Here is a 16,089-nt window from a genome sequence, read left to right as displayed (position 1 = left end):
TGACCTGATGGCTGATTTCTTCGCAAGCTCGTTCTGGACCGGCTTCCTCTGGCCGCTGATCATCATGGTCGCGCAGAGCCTGTTGCTGCTCGTCGTGCTCCTGATCGCGATCGCCTACATCCTGCTCGCCGACCGCAAGATCTGGGCGGCGGTGCAGATCCGCCGCGGGCCTAACGTGGTGGGCCCGTGGGGCCTCCTGCAATCCTTCGCCGACCTGCTGAAGTTCGTGCTCAAGGAGCCGGTCATCCCGTCCGGCTCCAACAAGGGCGTGTTCCTGCTGGCGCCGCTGGTCTCGTGCGTGCTGGCGCTGGCCGCCTGGGCCGTGATCCCGTTCAATCTCGGCTGGGTGATCTCCGACATCAATGTCGGCGTGCTCTACATCTTCGCCATCTCGTCGCTGTCGATCTACGGCATCATCATGGCCGGCTGGTCGTCGAACTCGAAGTATCCGTTCCTGGCGGCGCTGCGCTCGGCGGCGCAGATGGTGTCCTACGAGGTCTCGATCGGCTTCGTCATCATCACCGTGCTGCTCTGCGTCGGCTCGCTGAACCTGTCGGCGGTGGTCGAGGCGCAGAACAGCCGCGGGCTCGCGCATCTGATCGGCCTGCCGCAGCTCACCATCCTGAACTGGTATGTGTGGCCGCTGTTCCCGATGTTCGTCGTTTTCTACGTCTCGGCGCTGGCGGAAACCAACCGTCCGCCGTTCGATCTCGTGGAAGCGGAATCCGAGCTGGTCGCCGGCTTCATGACCGAATACGGCTCGACCCCGTACCTCTTGTTCATGCTCGGCGAGTATGTCGCGATCACCACGATGTGCGCGCTGGCATCGATCCTGTTCCTGGGCGGCTGGCTGCCGCCGGTCAACCTGCCGCCGTTCACCTGGATTCCGGGCATCGTCTGGTTCGCCCTGAAGGTGTTCTTCATGTTCTTCATGTTCGCGATGGCGAAGGCGATCGTGCCGCGCTACCGCTACGATCAACTGATGCGGCTCGGCTGGAAGGTGTTCCTGCCGCTGTCGCTGGCGATGGTGGTGATCGTGGCTGGTGTGCTGCAATTCGCCGGCATCGCGCCGAAGTGAGGCCGTCATGAGTGTCAACGTCAACGCAACTGCCCGCTCGCTCCTGCTGTCGGAATTCGTCTCGGCGTTCGTTCTCGCCATGCGTTATTTCTTCAAGCCGAAGCCGACGCTGAACTATCCCTTCGAGAAGGGCCCGATCTCGCCGCGCTTCCGTGGCGAGCACGCGCTGCGCCGCTATCCGAACGGCGAGGAGCGCTGCATCGCCTGCAAGCTGTGCGAGGCGATCTGCCCGGCGCAGGCGATCACGATCGAGGCCGGCCCGCGCCGCAATGACGGCACCCGCCGCACGGTGCGTTACGACATCGACATGGTGAAGTGCATCTATTGCGGCCTGTGCCAGGAGGCATGCCCGGTGGACGCCATCGTCGAGGGACCGAATTTCGAATTCGCGACCGAGACCCGCGAGGAACTCTACTATGACAAGGCGAAGCTGCTCGCCAATGGCGACCGCTGGGAGCGCGAGATTGCGAAGTCGATGGCGCTCGACGCGCCGTACCGGTGAGGTGAGGGCATGATCCTTCCGGCGCTGTTCTTCTATCTGTTTGCTGCCGCCTGCGTGGCCTCGGCTGTCATGGTGATTGTCTCGCGCAATCCCGTGCACTCCGTGCTGTATCTGATCCTGGCGTTCGTCAACGCCTCGGGGCTGTTCATCCTGATGGGCGCCGAGTTCCTCGGGATGATGCTGATCGTGGTCTATGTCGGCGCGGTCGCGGTGCTGTTCCTGTTCGTGATCATGATGCTCGACGTCGACTTCGTCGAGCTGCGCGAGGGTTTCATCCAATACCTGCCGATCGGCATTGTGATCGGCGGCATCTTCCTGTTCGAGCTCTTGCTGGTGGTCGGCGCCTGGGTGATCAACCCGTCCGTGACCAAGACGATCACCGCCGCGATTCCGACCAATGTTAGCAACACTGAGGCGCTCGGCCTCGTGCTCTATACGAAGTACATCCATTACTTCCAGCTTGCCGGCATGGTGCTCTTGGTCGCGATGATCGGCGCCATCGTGCTGACGCTGCGCCACAAGGCCAACGTCAAGCGGCAGAACATCAACGTGCAGAACGCGCGCACGCCGGAGATGGCGATGGCGATGCGCAAGGTGGCGTCGGGGCAGGGCCTGCAGGATGCCGACGCGGCGGAGTGGGTGAAATGACCATCGGGCTCGGACACTATCTCGCGGTCGCCGCGATCCTGTTCACGCTCGGGATCCTCGGCATCTTCCTCAACCGCAAGAACATCATCATCATCCTGATGTCGATCGAGCTGATCCTGCTCTCGGTAAACATCAATTTGGTGGCGTTCTCGACGTTCCTCGGCGACATCGTCGGCCAGGTGTTCGCGCTGCTGGTGCTGACGGTGGCGGCGGCCGAGGCCGCGATCGGCCTTGCCGTGCTGGTGGTGTATTTCCGCAACCGCGGTTCGATCGCGGTTGAAGACGTCAATCTGATGAAGGGCTAGCGCGCAGATGTACCAGGCAATTGTCTTTCTGCCGCTGCTGGGCGCCATTCTCGCGGGGCTGATCTCGATATTCGGCGCGCATGCCCGCTGCCCGAGCGGCGACACCGTCGACCACCACGACGATGCGCATGGCGACGCTCATGCCTCCGCCGCCCACGACGATCACGGCCAGGACGACCATGGTCATGACGACCACCACGTCTCCGAACCGGCGGCGGCGGGCTCCCGGCTGGCCGAACTGATCACCACCGGCCTGCTGTTCGTCTCGGCGGCGCTATCCTGGTTCGCGCTGGTCGATGTCGGATTCATGCATCACGACGCGCGGATCGCGCTGTTGCCCTGGATCAGCTCGGGCGACCTGCAGGTCGTCTGGTCGCTGCGGATCGACACCCTGACGGCGGTGATGCTGGTCGTGGTCAACACCGTGTCGGCGCTCGTCCACCTCTATTCCATCGGCTACATGGACGAGGACCCGAACCGGCCGCGCTTCTTCGGCTATCTCTCGCTGTTCACCTTCGCGATGCTGATGCTGGTGACGTCGGACAACCTCGTGCAGCTGTTCTTCGGCTGGGAGGGCGTGGGCCTGGCGAGCTACCTGCTGATCGGCTTCTGGTACCAGAAGCCGTCGGCCAACGCCGCGGCGATCAAGGCCTTCGTGGTCAACCGCGTCGGCGACTTCGGCTTCGCGCTCGGCATCTTCGCGATCTTCGCGCTGGTCGGCTCGACCGATTTCGAGACCATCTTCCACGCCGCGCCCGGGCTGACCGGCAAGACCATCGACTTCTTCGGCTGGCACCCTGACGCGCTGACGCTGACCTGCCTGTTCCTGTTCATGGGCGCGATGGGCAAGTCGGCCCAATTCCTGCTGCACACCTGGTTGCCGGACGCCATGGAAGGCCCGACCCCGGTGTCGGCGCTGATCCATGCCGCGACCATGGTCACCGCCGGCGTCTTCATGGTGGCGCGGCTGTCGCCGCTGTTCGAGCTGTCACCGACCGCGCAGGCGGTGGTGATGTTCTTCGGCGCCACCACGGCGTTCTTCGCCGCCACCATCGGCCTCGTGCAGAACGACATCAAGCGCATCGTCGCCTACTCGACCTGTTCGCAGCTCGGCTACATGTTCGTGGCGATGGGAGCAGGGGCCTATTCGGTCGGCATGTTCCATTTATTCACGCACGCCTTCTTCAAGGCGCTGCTGTTCCTGGGCTCCGGCTCGGTGATCTATGCGATGCATCATGAGCAGGACATCCGCAACATGGGCGGGCTGTGGCGCAAGATCCCGTACACCTTCGCGGTGATGTGCATCGGCACCCTGGCGCTGACCGGCTTCCCGCTGTTCGCCGGCTACTTCTCCAAGGATGCGATCATCGAGGCGGCCTATGCAGCGCATAATCCGTTCGCGACGTATGCCTACGGGCTGACGATCGCGGCCGCCGGCCTGACCTCGTTCTACTCCTGGCGTCTGATCTTCAAGACCTTCTTCGGCGAGCCGCACGACCAGAAGCACTACGAGGCGGCGCATGAGAGCCCGATCTGGATGCTGGTGCCGATCGGCGTGCTCGCCGCAGGCTCGATCCTGGCGGGTCTGCCGTTCAAGGAAGTGTTCGCCAGTCCGCACGGCGTCGAGGAGTTCTTCCGCGAATCGGTGAAGATGAACCCGCACATCCTCGAGGACATGGAGCACATGCCGGGCTGGCTCGCGCCACTGCCGACCGTCATGATGGCGCTTGGCCTGTTCGTCTCCTACATGTTCTACATCCGCAGGCCCTATCTGCCGGTCGAACTCGCTCGCCAGCAGCCGATGCTGTACCAGTTCCTGCTCAACAAATGGTACTTCGACGAGCTCTACGACTGGATCTTGGTGCGCCCGGCCAAGTGGCTCGGCTACACGCTCTGGAAGAAGGGCGACGGCTTCGTCATCGACGGCTTAGGTCCGGACGGCGTCTCGGCCCGCGTGCTCGACGTCACCCGCAATGTCGTCAAATTGCAGACCGGCTACCTCTATCACTACGCTTTCGCGATGCTGATCGGGGCCGCTGGATTGATCACCTGGTTCATGTTCGGCTTGGGAGGCCAGTAAATGACAACCTGGCCCATCCTTTCCGTCACGACCTTCCTGCCGGCGGTCGGCGCGATCCTGGTCTATCTCCTGGCGCGCGGCGGCGACGAGACCGCGGGCCGCACGGCGCGCTGGATCGCGCTTTGGACCACGCTGATCACCTTCGCGGTGTCGTTGATCCTGGTGGCGCGCTTCGATCCGGCGCAGACCGACTTCCAGTTCGTCGAGAAGGCGTCCTGGCTCGCCACCGGCATCACCTATCACATGGGTATCGACGGCATCTCGCTGCCGCTGATCATCCTGACCACCGCGATCATGCCGCTCTGCATCATCGCGAGCTGGAAGTCGGTGACGCAGCGCGTCGGCGAATACATGATGGCGTTCCTGATCCTGGAAACGCTGATGGTCGGTACCTTCTCGGCGCTCGACCTCGTGCTGTTCTATTTGTTCTTCGAGGGCGGCCTGATCCCGATGTTCCTGATCATCGGCGTCTGGGGCGGCCCGCGCCGGGTCTACGCATCGTTCAAGTTCTTCCTCTACACCTTCCTCGGCTCGGTGCTGATGCTGCTCGCCATCATGGCGCTGTACTGGAACGCCGGCACCACCGACATCCCGACCCTGATGCACACCGCGGTGCCGCGGTCGCTGCAGACCTGGGCGTGGCTGGCATTCTTCGCCTCGTTCGCGGTGAAGATGCCGATGTGGCCGGTGCACACCTGGCTGCCTGACGCGCATGTCGAGGCGCCGACGGCAGGCTCGGTGATCCTGGCCGCGATCCTCCTGAAGATGGGCGGCTACGGCTTCCTGCGCTTCTCGCTGCCGATGTTCCCGTTGGCCTCGCACGACTTCGCGCCGTTCGTGTTCACGCTGTCCGTTATCGCCATCATCTACACCTCGCTGGTGGCGATGATGCAGGAGGACATGAAGAAGCTGATCGCGTACTCCTCGGTCGCGCATATGGGCTTCGTCACCATGGGCATCTTCGCGGTGACGACGCAGGGCGTCGCCGGCGGCATGTTCCAGATGATCTCGCACGGCATCGTCTCCGGCGCGCTGTTCCTCTGCGTCGGCATCGTCTACGACCGCATGCACACCCGCGAGATCGCGGCCTATGGCGGCCTCGTCAACCGGATGCCGCTCTATGCGATGACCTTCATGGTCTTCACGATGGCCAATGTCGGTCTGCCCGGCACCTCGGGCTTCGTCGGCGAGTTCATGACGCTGCTCGGCACCTTCAAGATCTCGCTGCCGACGGCGTTCTTCGCCACCACGGGCGTGATCCTGTCGGCCTGCTACGCGCTCTGGCTCTACCGCAAGGTGGTGTTCGGCGCGCTGGTCAAGCCGTCGCTGATGTCGATCAAGGATCTGACCTTCCGCGAATGCGTGACGCTGTTCCCGCTGATCGCGCTGACCATCCTGTTCGGCGTCTATCCGAAGCCGGTGCTCGATATGTCGGCCGCCTCGGTGCAGCAGCTCGTCAACAATTACAACACCGCCGTGACTGCCGTGAAGGCAGCCGCGCTGGTTACGCAGTAAGGCCTTAGCCCATGAGCTTTTCCAGTGCAGGTTATCAGTTGCAGCCGGTGCTGCCCGAGCTGGTGCTCGCGGTCGGCGCCATGGTGCTGTTGATGATCGGAGCCTATCGCGGGCAGGGGACGACGCGGCTGATCACGGCGCTTGCGGTGTGTCTCTTGGTGCTGACCGGGGTGCTCGAGCTCTGGCTGCCGGCCGGCAAGCTCGTGACCTTCGGCGGCAGCTTCATCGTCGACGACTTCGCCCGCTTCCTGAAGATCCTCGCTTTGATCGCTTCCGCAGCGACGCTGATCCTGTCGACCGAGTACCTGTCCCAGCCGTCGAGCCGCAACTTCGAGTTCTCGATCCTGGTGCTGCTGTCGACGCTCGGCATGATGGTGCTGATCTCGGCCGGTGACCTGATCTCGCTCTATCTCGGCCTCGAGCTGATGAGCCTCGCGCTCTACGTCGTCGCCGCCAGCCAGCGCGACAATGCCAAGTCGAGCGAGGCCGGCCTGAAGTATTTCGTGCTCGGCGCGCTGTCGTCCGGCATGCTGCTCTATGGCGCGTCGCTGATCTACGGTTTCACCGGGACCGTCAGCTTCGCCGGCATCGCGGCGGCCGCGACGACAGGGAGCATCGGCATCGTGTTCGGCCTGGTGTTCCTGCTCGCCGGCCTCTGCTTCAAGGTCTCGGCGGTGCCGTTCCACATGTGGACGCCCGACGTCTATGAGGGCGCCCCGACCCCGGTGACCGCCTTCTTCGCGTCCGCCCCGAAGGTCGCCGCGCTCGCGGTGTTCACCCGGGCGACGCTGACCGCGTTCCCCGGCATCGTCACCCAGTGGCAGCAGATCCTGGTGTTCGTGGCGATCGCCTCGATGGCGCTGGGCTCGTTCGCGGCGATCGGCCAGAGCAACATCAAGCGGCTGATGGCCTATTCCTCGATCGGCCATATGGGCTTTGCGCTGGTCGGCCTGGCCTCCGGCACGGTCGAGGGGGCGCAGGGCGTGCTGATCTATATCGCGATCTATGTCGCGATGACGCTCGGCACCTTCTCGATCATCCTGGCCATGAAGCGCAACGGCCAGGCGCTGGAGCAGATCAGCGATTTTGCTGGCCTGTCCCGCACCAACCCGCTGATCGCCTTCGTCTTCGCGATGCTGCTGTTCTCGCTGGCCGGCGTTCCGCCGCTCGCCGGCTTCTTCGGCAAATGGTACGTGTTCGTGGCCGCGATCAAGGCCAATCTGTTCACGCTCGCGGTGATCGGTGTGCTGACCAGCGTGGTGGGCGCCTTCTACTATCTGTCGATCGTCAAGGTGATGTATTTCGATCAGCCGCTCGGCAAGCTCGACCCGGTGCGCGTCGAGCTGCGCACCGTGCTGGCGGTCGCAGGCATCTTCAACATCTTCTTCTTCGCCTATCCGGGCCCGCTGGTCAGCGTGGCAACGGCGGCGGCGAAGTCGTTATTCTAGCGCGCATGGTTCCGAAAACAGGATGCTGGCTTTCGGAACCAATCATGCGCATAACTCCGACATGACATTCACGCTCGGACCCCGGGCCATTGCGGAGGGCTACCGGCTCGCCGCCTTCGACCAGATCGGCTCGACCAATGCCGAGGCGATGCTGCGCGCCCGTGACGGCGAGCGCGGGCCGATGTGGTTCGTGACGCCGGAGCAGACTGCAGGCCGCGGCCGGCGCCAGCGGGTCTGGGTCGCGCCGCGCGGCAATCTTGCCAGCAGCATCCTCGAGGTAACCGACGTTCAGCCGGCAGTCGCCGCCACCCTCGGCTTCGCCGCCGGCCTGTCGCTCGAAGCCGCGTTGCAGAAGGTCAGCATCGAGGCGGCGCTGCGGCTCGGGCCGGACAGCCCGAAATACACCCTGAAATGGCCGAACGACGTGCTTGCCAACGGCAAGAAGCTGTCGGGCATCCTGCTGGAGGCCGAGGCGGTGGGTCAGCGGCTGGCGGTTGTCGTCGGCATCGGCACCAATGTCGTCGCCGCGCCCGAGGGGACGCCGACACCAGCGGTATCGCTTGCCGCGCTCGGCATCCAGATCGGCGCGGAAGAGCTGTTTGCCGCGCTGTCGGACGCCTGGGTCGAGTTTCGCGGCATCTGGGACGACGGCCGCGGCTTCCCGGAAATCCGCCGGCTGTGGCTGGAGCGTGCCGCCGGCCTCGGCGAGAGGGTCGCGGTCCAGACCGGCACCGCGACGGTCGAGGGCATCTTCGACACCATCGACGAGACCGGCTGCCTGATCGTCCGCACCGCTGATGGAGAGCGCATGCAAGTGACCGCCGGCGAGGTCTATTTCGGCACCGCGGCCTCGGTGAGGGCTAACTGATGGCGCGTCCGGACGAACTCACCTTTGCGCCGCTCGGCGGCGTCGGCGAGATCGGCATGAACCTGTCGGTCTATGGCCTCGGCAACCGCCACCAGCGCTCGTTCCTCGCGGTCGATCTCGGCGTCTCCTTCGGTGACGAGGAGCATCTGCCGGGCATCGACCTGATCATGCCGGATGTCCGCTTCCTCGAGAAGGAGCGCAACAATCTGATGGGGCTCGTGCTGACGCACGCCCATGAGGACCATTTCGGCGCGATCATCGATCTCTGGCCAAAACTCGGCTGCAAGATCTACGCGACGCAGTTCAGCGCCGCGCTGTTCGAAGCCAAATGCGCAGCGGAGCGCAATCCGCCCAAAATCCCGATCACTGTGATCCCGTCGGGCGGCAAGGTCGATATCGGCCCGTTCAATGTCGAGTTCATCCCGGTCGCGCATTCGATTCCGGAATCGCACGCGCTGGCGATCAGGACCGATGTCGGCACCGTGCTGCACACCGGCGACTGGAAGATCGATCCGACCCCGGTGATCGGCCTGCCGACCGACGAGCGGCGGCTGCGCGAGCTCGGCGACGAAGGCGTGCTGGCGCTGGTCGGCGATTCCACCAACGCGGTGCGCGACGGGCGTTCGCCGTCGGAGACCGAGGTTGCCGCCACGATCAAGAAGCTGGTCAAGGCGGCCAAGGGCCGGGTCGCCGTCACCACCTTCGCCTCCAATGTCGCTCGCGTCCGGGCGGTGGTGGACGCCGCAATCGCCGCCGATCGCGAGGTCGTGGTGGTCGGCCGCGCCATGGAGCGCGTGGTGCAGGTGGCGCGCGAATGCGGCTATCTCGACGGCTCGCACAAGTTCCGCAGCACCGACGTCTACGGCCATTTCCCGGCCGACAAGGTGCTGGCGCTGTGCACCGGCAGTCAGGGCGAGCCGCGCGCGGCGCTGGCGCGGATCGCCAACGACGACCATCCGCAGGTGACCCTGAACAAAGGCGACACCGTGATCTTCTCCTCCCGCACCATTCCCGGCAACGAGAAGGCGGTCGGCGGCATCATCAACGGGCTGGTGACGCAGGGCGTCGAGGTCATCACCGACCGCGAGCATCTGGTGCATGTCTCCGGCCATCCGCGCCGCGACGAGCTGCGCGACATGATCTCCTGGGTGCGGCCGCAGCTCCTGATCCCCGTGCATGGCGAGGCGCTGCATCTCGCCGAGCACGCCAAGCTGGCGCGCGCCGCCGGCGTCCCCAAGGTCCTGACCTGCCGCAACGGCGACCTGGTCAAGCTCGGGCCCGGCGACCCCGGCATCATCGGCGAAGTGCCGGCCGGGCGGCTCTACAAGGATGGAACCATCCTGGAGGATTCCAAGTCGCGTGCCGTGGTGGAACGGCGGCGGATGGGCTTTGCCGGTTGCGCCTTCGTCGCCATTGCCATGACCGCGCAGGGCGAGCTCGTCGACGATCCCGAGGTTGATCTCGTCGGCATGCCGGAGAACAATGCCGCGGGCGAACTGCTCGACGACATCGTGTTCGATGTGGTGGTATCGACGATCGAGGGCCTGCCGAAGCCGCGGCGGCGCGATCCGGATGCGCTCGGGGAATCGGTGCGCCGCGCGGTGCGGGCCGCGCTGAACGAGCAGTGGGGCAAGAAGCCGATCTGCATCGTGCACGTGCTGACGGTTTGACGCGCCGCGCCCCTTCGAGGCGCGCGTAACGACAAGGGAGAGAACACATGCTGGGTCGGCTCAATCACGTCGCGATCGCGGTCAAGGACGCCAAGCAGGCCGCGAAGATCTACGGCACCGCCTTCAATGCCGAGATTTCCGACGCCGTGCCGCTGCCGGAGCATGGCGTCATCACCGTGTTCGTGACGCTGCCCAACACCAAGATCGAGTTCATCGAGCCGCTCGGCGAGGCCTCGCCGATCGCAAAATTCGTCGAGCGCAACGCCGACGGCGGCATTCACCATGTTTGCTACGACGTGCCCGACATCATCGCGGCCCGCGATCGGATGATCGCCGAGGGCGCGCGGGTGCTGGGCGACGGCCAGCCGAAGATCGGCGCGCATGGCAAGCCGGTGCTGTTCTTCCACCCCAAGGACTTTTCCGGCGCCTTGGTCGAGATCGAACAGGCTTGAGGCCAAATGGCGTACCAGATCTCCACCGGGCTTGCGATCTACTTCGTCCTTTGGTGGCTCGTGCTGTTCCTGACGCTGCCGTTCGGCGTGCGCAGCCAGCATGAGGACGGCGTCGGCGCGCCCGGCACCGACCCCGGCGCGCCGATCATGGCGCGGATGGGCCGCAAGCTGTTGTGGACCACGGTGATCTCGGCCGTGATCTTCGCGATCGCGATGTGGGCCTATTACGCCGGCTATCTCTCGATCGAACGGCTGTCGAAACTGATGGGGATGCCGTTCTAGAAGCTAGAGCATGATCCGGAAAAGCGCCCAGCGGTTTTCCGAAAAGATCATGCTCAAATCAAAGAGCCAGTTAGGGGAGGCGAATGAATTTCCAGCGGATCGCGATCGTACTTTTCGTGTTGCTCGCCGCCGGCCTCGCCGGATCGTTCTATCTCAACTGGAAGACGTTGAAACGGCTGCAGACGGTGCAGGCATTCGTCGAAAGCTCGGTATTCGCGGACGCGGTGGCGGCCTGCGAGAGGACCCAGAGCACGACGCCGTTCAAGTGGAACGGCGGACAGTCCACCGCAGTGATCGGACTGCATTCGATCAAGGTCGAGAAAAGCGCCGTCAGCGCGAGTTACACGCTGGTCGCCGACAGCGTCTATTGCGACTATGATCCGATCAGGAAGAAGGCCGACATCGGCTCGAGCTTCCTGGAACGGGAGTGAGGATCAACCTCGCCCCGAAGCATGATCCGGAAAAGTGCGCAGCGGTTTTCCGAAAAGATCATGCTCAAACAAAAAAGCCAGTGTGGGAGGAGGCGACCAGATGAACCTGCAGGCGCAATCAGGCTCCTCCGGAGCCAGCCAGTATCGAATCCTGCGGGAAGCTGATCTCCGGGACTATCTGGCTGGGGTTCCTGCCATCGTCACGCAACTCGGCGGCGCGTCGGCCGACTGGTCGATCAGCGAGGTCGGCGACGGCAATCTCAACCTCGTCTTCATCGTCAAGGGCAGGAGCGGCGGCATCGCCGTCAAGCAGGCGCTGCCCTATGTGCGGCTGGTCGGCGAGAGCTGGCCGCTGCCGCTCTCGCGCGCGCACTACGAACACATGGCGCTGGTGCATCAGGCGCGGCTGGCGTCGGAGCTTGTGCCGGCCGTGCTGCATCACGATGCGGAGCTTGCGCTCACCGCGATGGAGCTGCTCGAGCCGCACATCATCATGCGCAAGGGCTTGATCGAGGCCACGCGCTATCCGCGCTTTGTCGATGATATCTCGACCTTCCTGGCGCAGACGCTGTTCTTCTCGTCCGATCTGGCGTTGCCGGCCGCGGCGAAGAAGCAGGGGATCGCTGATTTCGCCGGCAACCATGCGCTCTGCAAGATCACCGAGGATCTGATCTTCACCGATCCCTACCGGATCGCCGAGCAGAACCGCTGGACCGCGCCTTATCTCGACGCGACCGCCGCGGCGTTCCGCGAGGATCTCGACCTGCATGTCGCGATCTCCAGGCTCAAGCTGAAATTCATGGCAAGCCCGGAGGCGCTGCTGCACGGCGACCTGCACACCGGCTCGATCATGGTCACCGAGAGCGAGACCAAGGTGATCGACCCCGAGTTCGCCTTCTATGGCCCGATGGGGTTTGACATCGGCGCCGTCATCGGCAACCTCCTGATGGCCTATCTGGCCTCCGCAGGGCACGAGCGCACACAAGACGAGCGCGCCTCGTTCGAAGCGTGGCTGCTGGAAACCATCGAGGGCGTCTGGACCGGGTTCTCCCAAAAATTTCTCGCGCTGTGGCGCAGCGAGGCTGATGGCGACGGCTATCCGGCGTCGCTGTTTACGGGCGAGGTGGGCGCCGCGCGGCTGGAGGCCGAGCGGCAGGCCTACATGGCGCGGCTGTTCCGGGACACGGTCGGCTTCGCGGCGGCCAAGACCATCCGGCGAATCCTCGGCCTCGCGCACAACATCGATTTCGAGTGGATCGCGGACGAGAAGCAGCGCGCGATCTGCGAGGCACGGGCCCTCAAGCTCGCACGCGGCATGATGCTGGAGGCCGGATCCTACACGACGATCGGCGCAGTCACTTACGCAGCGCGCGAACTGCGCCACTGGCAGCCCGGCTTTGCCAGATGATCGGGGAGTATCGATCTTCGTGTACGGTAAGTTGCACTCGCTTCCATTCGGGATCGGCAAGGAAGTTCGGCGAGCCATGAGCCGCAGCGGCACGAACTAACTTTCGGCCGGACGCACGAAACAGAGAATGCCGGCCTCAGGCGTGAAGCAGACCACGGCGCGGTTCGTCGGGTTATCGGTTCTGTCGATGATCCTGTTCGGCGGGACCCGCAGCCAGAATGGAGCCGACATCTTCCAGCGATCATCGATCAATACCTCGTAGCCGTCTCGGTCCTGTCGGAACTCTACCGTTCGGCAATCCGCAATCGAGCAGCACGACGCACCGGTGCCTGGTTGCTTCAGGCTCTCAAACCAAGGGGCAAGCGCGGGATTTGGGCTGTCGGGCGGTGCTGCTACCGCGGCCTGACTGAGCGCAAGTCCGACTGCAACGGCGATTTTGCTGCCGATCCTCCCAGTCATCTCGCGATGTGCAGTAGACGCTGACAAAAGAGTAACCCTCCACCGTTCACCAGAGGTTAGCGCCGACTCGGCCGGACTTCCTCGGAAATTTTAACGTAATTGCTACGGCGCATGAGTTCGGAAGTGGCCATGTGCGGACCTTCGGCCCGGCCGCCTCGACGTCTGTCTTCAGGGTACGAACGACGCGGGCGGGGAGGGGCACAACTTCCGCTCATGACCCGAATCCGACGTTTCGGACCCGTGGGCGGTAGGTTGATCTAGATCAACTTAAGCGTTGCGGCTTTGTGTCTCGGATAGGCGTCCATGGGTTCTGTCGTCTCCAAGAGGGAGCTTTCAATGACCGGTACTCGTCACGATGACGATAGTTCAAAGCCGGAAGGCCGCTTACAAAACCGCCGCAACTTGCTGCTTTGCGGCACCACCCTCACCGCCGCTTATTTGCTGTGCGCGCTGGGGACAACCAGCCTCGCGCAGCAAACCACCGGCGCGCCGGGTTCGCCGAGCGCCACGACAACCATCGATGGCAAGCAGCTTCCGCCGGAGCCACCGAAGTTCGGCGGCGTGATCAAGGAAGATGCCACGGCCTCCAAGCCATACTGGCCACCGTCCGTCGTGCCGCCCAAGGGTGCGCCGAACGTCCTGTTGATCATGACTGACGACCAGGGTTATGGCGTGTCCGGCACCTTCGGTGGGGTGATCCCGACGCCGAACATGGATCGCGTCGCCAAGGCGGGTCTGCGTTATACGCAGTTTCATTCGACAGCGCTCTGCTCGCCGACGCGGGCGGCGCTCATCACTGGCCGCAACCACCATTCGGTCGGCTACGGTGTCATCGGTGAAATGTCCACCGGCTATCCGGGCTACGATTCCGTAATCGGCCCCGAGAGCGCCACGATCGGAACTATTCTTCGCGACAACGGATATGCCACGTCGTGGTTTGGCAAGAACCACAACACTCCCACCTATCTTTACAGCGCGGCGGGGCCATTCGACCAATGGCCGGTCGGCATGGGCTTCCAATACTTCTACGGCTTCATGGGCGGCGAGACCGACCAGTGGACGCCGTATCTTTATAAGAACACGACCCAGATTTTTCCGTGGATCGGCAAGACCGGCTACAACCTCATAACCGACATGGCGGATGATGCCATCAACTACATGAACGGACTGAACGCGGCCGCACCCGACAAGCCGTTCTTCCTCTACTACGTGCCCGGCGGCACGCATTCGCCGCATCAGCCGAAGAAGGAATGGATCGACAAGTTCAAGGGCAAGTTCGACATGGGCTGGGAGAAGTTGCGCGAGCAGATCTTCGCCAACCAGAAGCGCCTCGGGGTGATCCCGGCGAACACCCAGCTCACCGCTTGGCCGGATACCCTGCCGAAGTGGGACTCGCTCTCGTTCATCCAAAAGAAATTATACGCGCGCGAAGCCGAGGTGTTTGCCGGCTATGCGACGTATACCGACTACGAAATCGGCCGCGTCATCCAGGCGGTCGAGGACATGGGCAAACTCGACAACACGCTGATCATCTACATCAGCGGCGACAACGGCACGAGCGCCGAAGGCACGCTTGAGGGCACGCCGAACCAGATGACCGCCTACAACGGCATTTTGAAGCTGCCCGAAGCCGAGCTGATGCTGCATTACGAGAATTGGGGCTCCGACAAGACTTACCCGCATATGTCGGTGGCGTGGTCGTGGGCCTTCGATACCCCGTTCAAATGGACCAAGCAGGTGGCATCGCACTTCGGCGGGACCCGGCAAGGCATGGTCATCTCATGGCCCGGCCACATCACGGACGCTGGTGGCATCCGCACCCAATTCCATCACATGATCGATATCGTGCCGACGATCCTCGAAGCCGCGGGCATCCAGGCTCCCGCCACGGTCAATGGCATCACGCAAAAGCCCATCGAGGGCGTGAGCATGGCCTATACGTTCGACAAGGCCAACGCCAACGCACCCTCGAAGCGCGACACGCAGTATTTCGAAATGTTCGCGAACCGTGGAATCTACCACGATGGTTGGTACGCTTGCACAACGCCCCCCGAGCCGCCTTGGCTCTTGGGAACGGCCAAGCTGCCTGAGATTAACGACTACAAATGGGAACTCTACAACATCGCTGACGACTACTCGCAAAACAACGACCTCGCAGCCAAGAATCCCGACAAGCTCAAGGAGTTGCAAGCGTTGTTCCTGTCGGAGGCGGCGAAATACCAGGTCTTTCCGCTGGATAACTCGGTGCTGCCCCGCATTGTGACACCGCGCCCGAGCGCGACTGCAGGGCGAACGGTTTTCACCTATTCTGGTGAGATTGCTGGAATCCCCGACAGTAGCGCTCCGAGCATCCTCAATAAGAATTACACCATCACCGCTGAGGTTACTGTTCCTCAAGGCGGCGCGGAGGGAATGATCGCCACTCTTGGCGGTCGCTTTGGCGGATACGCCCTCTACTTGCTCAAAGGCAAACCAGTCTTCGTCTATAACCTGCTCGATCTAGAACGGTACCGCTGGGAAGGCGGCATTGGTGGTCGCGACTTGTTTAGCGATGCCCTCAAACCCGGCAAGCACACGATAGTATTCGACTTCAAGTACAACGGACCCGGCCCGGGCAAGGGTGGCACCGGTGTACTGACGGCCGATGGCAAGCTGGTGGCCGCAAAGACGATCCCGCACACGATTCCGTTTCTTATGGCCATCGACGAAACGTTTGACATCGGGAGCGACACCCGCACGACGGTGGACGACAGTTACAAACTTCCTTTCCGCTTCACCGGCAAGATCGACAAGCTCACTTACAAACTTGGTCCCGTACAGATGTCAAGTGATGAACAAAAGCTGATGCGGCACGCGCTTGAAAAAGCGAGAGACTGAGCGCGATAAGTCGTGGCGATTCGTGTCGGACCCAACGCCACGACTTATTCTTCTTCGCTAAGAAAT

At 63.3% G+C, this 16,089-nt stretch carries 15 protein-coding genes; all 15 read left to right on the top strand.

The genetic code is table 11. The features are described 5' to 3' along the window. Positions 1-7 precede the first annotated feature (7 nt). The 15 genes from nuoH (at position 8) to WDM24_RS22275 (ending at position 16,023) form a co-directional block, all read left to right on the top strand. Positions 8-1,078 (top strand): NADH-quinone oxidoreductase subunit NuoH, encoded by a 1,071-nt coding sequence (gene nuoH / locus WDM24_RS22345; RefSeq protein WP_338826933.1) that lies wholly within the window; start codon positions 8-10, stop codon positions 1,076-1,078. Between the two features lie 7 nt (positions 1,079-1,085). Then, the gene (gene nuoI / locus WDM24_RS22340) at positions 1,086-1,580 is read left to right on the top strand and encodes an NADH-quinone oxidoreductase subunit NuoI (RefSeq protein WP_166205402.1); all 495 of its coding nucleotides are present in this window, start codon (positions 1,086-1,088) and stop codon (positions 1,578-1,580) included. 9 nt (positions 1,581-1,589) lie between these two features. After that, the gene (locus tag WDM24_RS22335) at positions 1,590-2,228 is read left to right on the top strand and encodes an NADH-quinone oxidoreductase subunit J (protein ID WP_166205401.1); all 639 of its coding nucleotides are present in this window, start codon (positions 1,590-1,592) and stop codon (positions 2,226-2,228) included. Continuing rightward, complete coding sequence (nuoK, locus tag WDM24_RS22330) at positions 2,225-2,533, top strand: NADH-quinone oxidoreductase subunit NuoK (RefSeq protein ID WP_076857700.1); 309 nt, start codon at positions 2,225-2,227, stop codon at positions 2,531-2,533. Before WDM24_RS22335 ends, nuoK begins: the two co-directional genes overlap by 4 nt. Positions 2,534-2,540: 7 nt before the next feature. Continuing rightward, complete coding sequence (nuoL, locus tag WDM24_RS22325; protein WP_338826932.1) at positions 2,541-4,613, top strand: NADH-quinone oxidoreductase subunit L; 2,073 nt, start codon at positions 2,541-2,543, stop codon at positions 4,611-4,613. Further along, positions 4,614-6,128: an NADH-quinone oxidoreductase subunit M gene (locus WDM24_RS22320; RefSeq protein WP_338826931.1), complete on the top strand. Its 1,515-nt coding sequence runs from the start codon at positions 4,614-4,616 to the stop codon at positions 6,126-6,128. It abuts the gene before it with no gap. Between the two features lie 11 nt (positions 6,129-6,139). Next, positions 6,140-7,576 carry an NADH-quinone oxidoreductase subunit NuoN gene (gene nuoN / locus WDM24_RS22315; protein ID WP_029080768.1) on the top strand — a complete coding sequence of 479 codons (1,437 nt, stop codon included), beginning with the start codon at positions 6,140-6,142 and terminating at the stop codon, positions 7,574-7,576. Positions 7,577-7,637: 61 nt separating this feature from the next. Further along, positions 7,638-8,444, top strand: coding sequence for a biotin--[acetyl-CoA-carboxylase] ligase (locus WDM24_RS22310; RefSeq protein WP_338832427.1), 807 nt, complete (start codon positions 7,638-7,640; stop codon positions 8,442-8,444). Continuing rightward, on the top strand, positions 8,444-10,114 hold the full coding sequence (locus WDM24_RS22305) for a ribonuclease J (RefSeq protein ID WP_338826928.1): 1,671 nt from the start codon (positions 8,444-8,446) through the stop codon (positions 10,112-10,114). Before WDM24_RS22310 ends, WDM24_RS22305 begins: the two co-directional genes overlap by 1 nt. A gap of 47 nt (positions 10,115-10,161) precedes the next feature. Then, positions 10,162-10,566: a methylmalonyl-CoA epimerase gene (gene mce / locus WDM24_RS22300; protein WP_016841811.1), complete on the top strand. Its 405-nt coding sequence runs from the start codon at positions 10,162-10,164 to the stop codon at positions 10,564-10,566. A 6-nt stretch (positions 10,567-10,572) separates the two neighbouring features. Next, the gene (locus tag WDM24_RS22295; protein WP_029080772.1) at positions 10,573-10,848 is read left to right on the top strand and encodes a DUF1467 family protein; all 276 of its coding nucleotides are present in this window, start codon (positions 10,573-10,575) and stop codon (positions 10,846-10,848) included. 83 nt (positions 10,849-10,931) lie between these two features. Then, complete coding sequence (locus WDM24_RS22290) at positions 10,932-11,279, top strand: hypothetical protein (RefSeq protein WP_338826926.1); 348 nt, start codon at positions 10,932-10,934, stop codon at positions 11,277-11,279. Positions 11,280-11,379: 100 nt separating this feature from the next. Next, a complete protein-coding gene (mtnK, locus tag WDM24_RS22285; RefSeq protein WP_338826924.1) occupies positions 11,380-12,687 on the top strand; it encodes an S-methyl-5-thioribose kinase in 1,308 nt (435 codons plus the stop codon). Positions 12,688-12,814: 127 nt separating this feature from the next. Beyond that, on the top strand, positions 12,815-12,949 hold the full coding sequence (locus tag WDM24_RS22280) for a hypothetical protein (RefSeq protein ID WP_256375165.1): 135 nt from the start codon (positions 12,815-12,817) through the stop codon (positions 12,947-12,949). Positions 12,950-13,482: 533 nt separating this feature from the next. Further along, positions 13,483-16,023, top strand: coding sequence for an arylsulfatase (locus WDM24_RS22275; protein WP_338826922.1), 2,541 nt, complete (start codon positions 13,483-13,485; stop codon positions 16,021-16,023). Positions 16,024-16,089: the final 66 nt, after the last annotated feature.

Source organism: Bradyrhizobium sp. 27S5, from assembly GCF_037217225.1.
GTDB lineage: Bacteria > Pseudomonadota > Alphaproteobacteria > Rhizobiales > Xanthobacteraceae > Bradyrhizobium > Bradyrhizobium septentrionale.
This window is presented reverse-complemented; position numbering and strand designations above follow the sequence as displayed.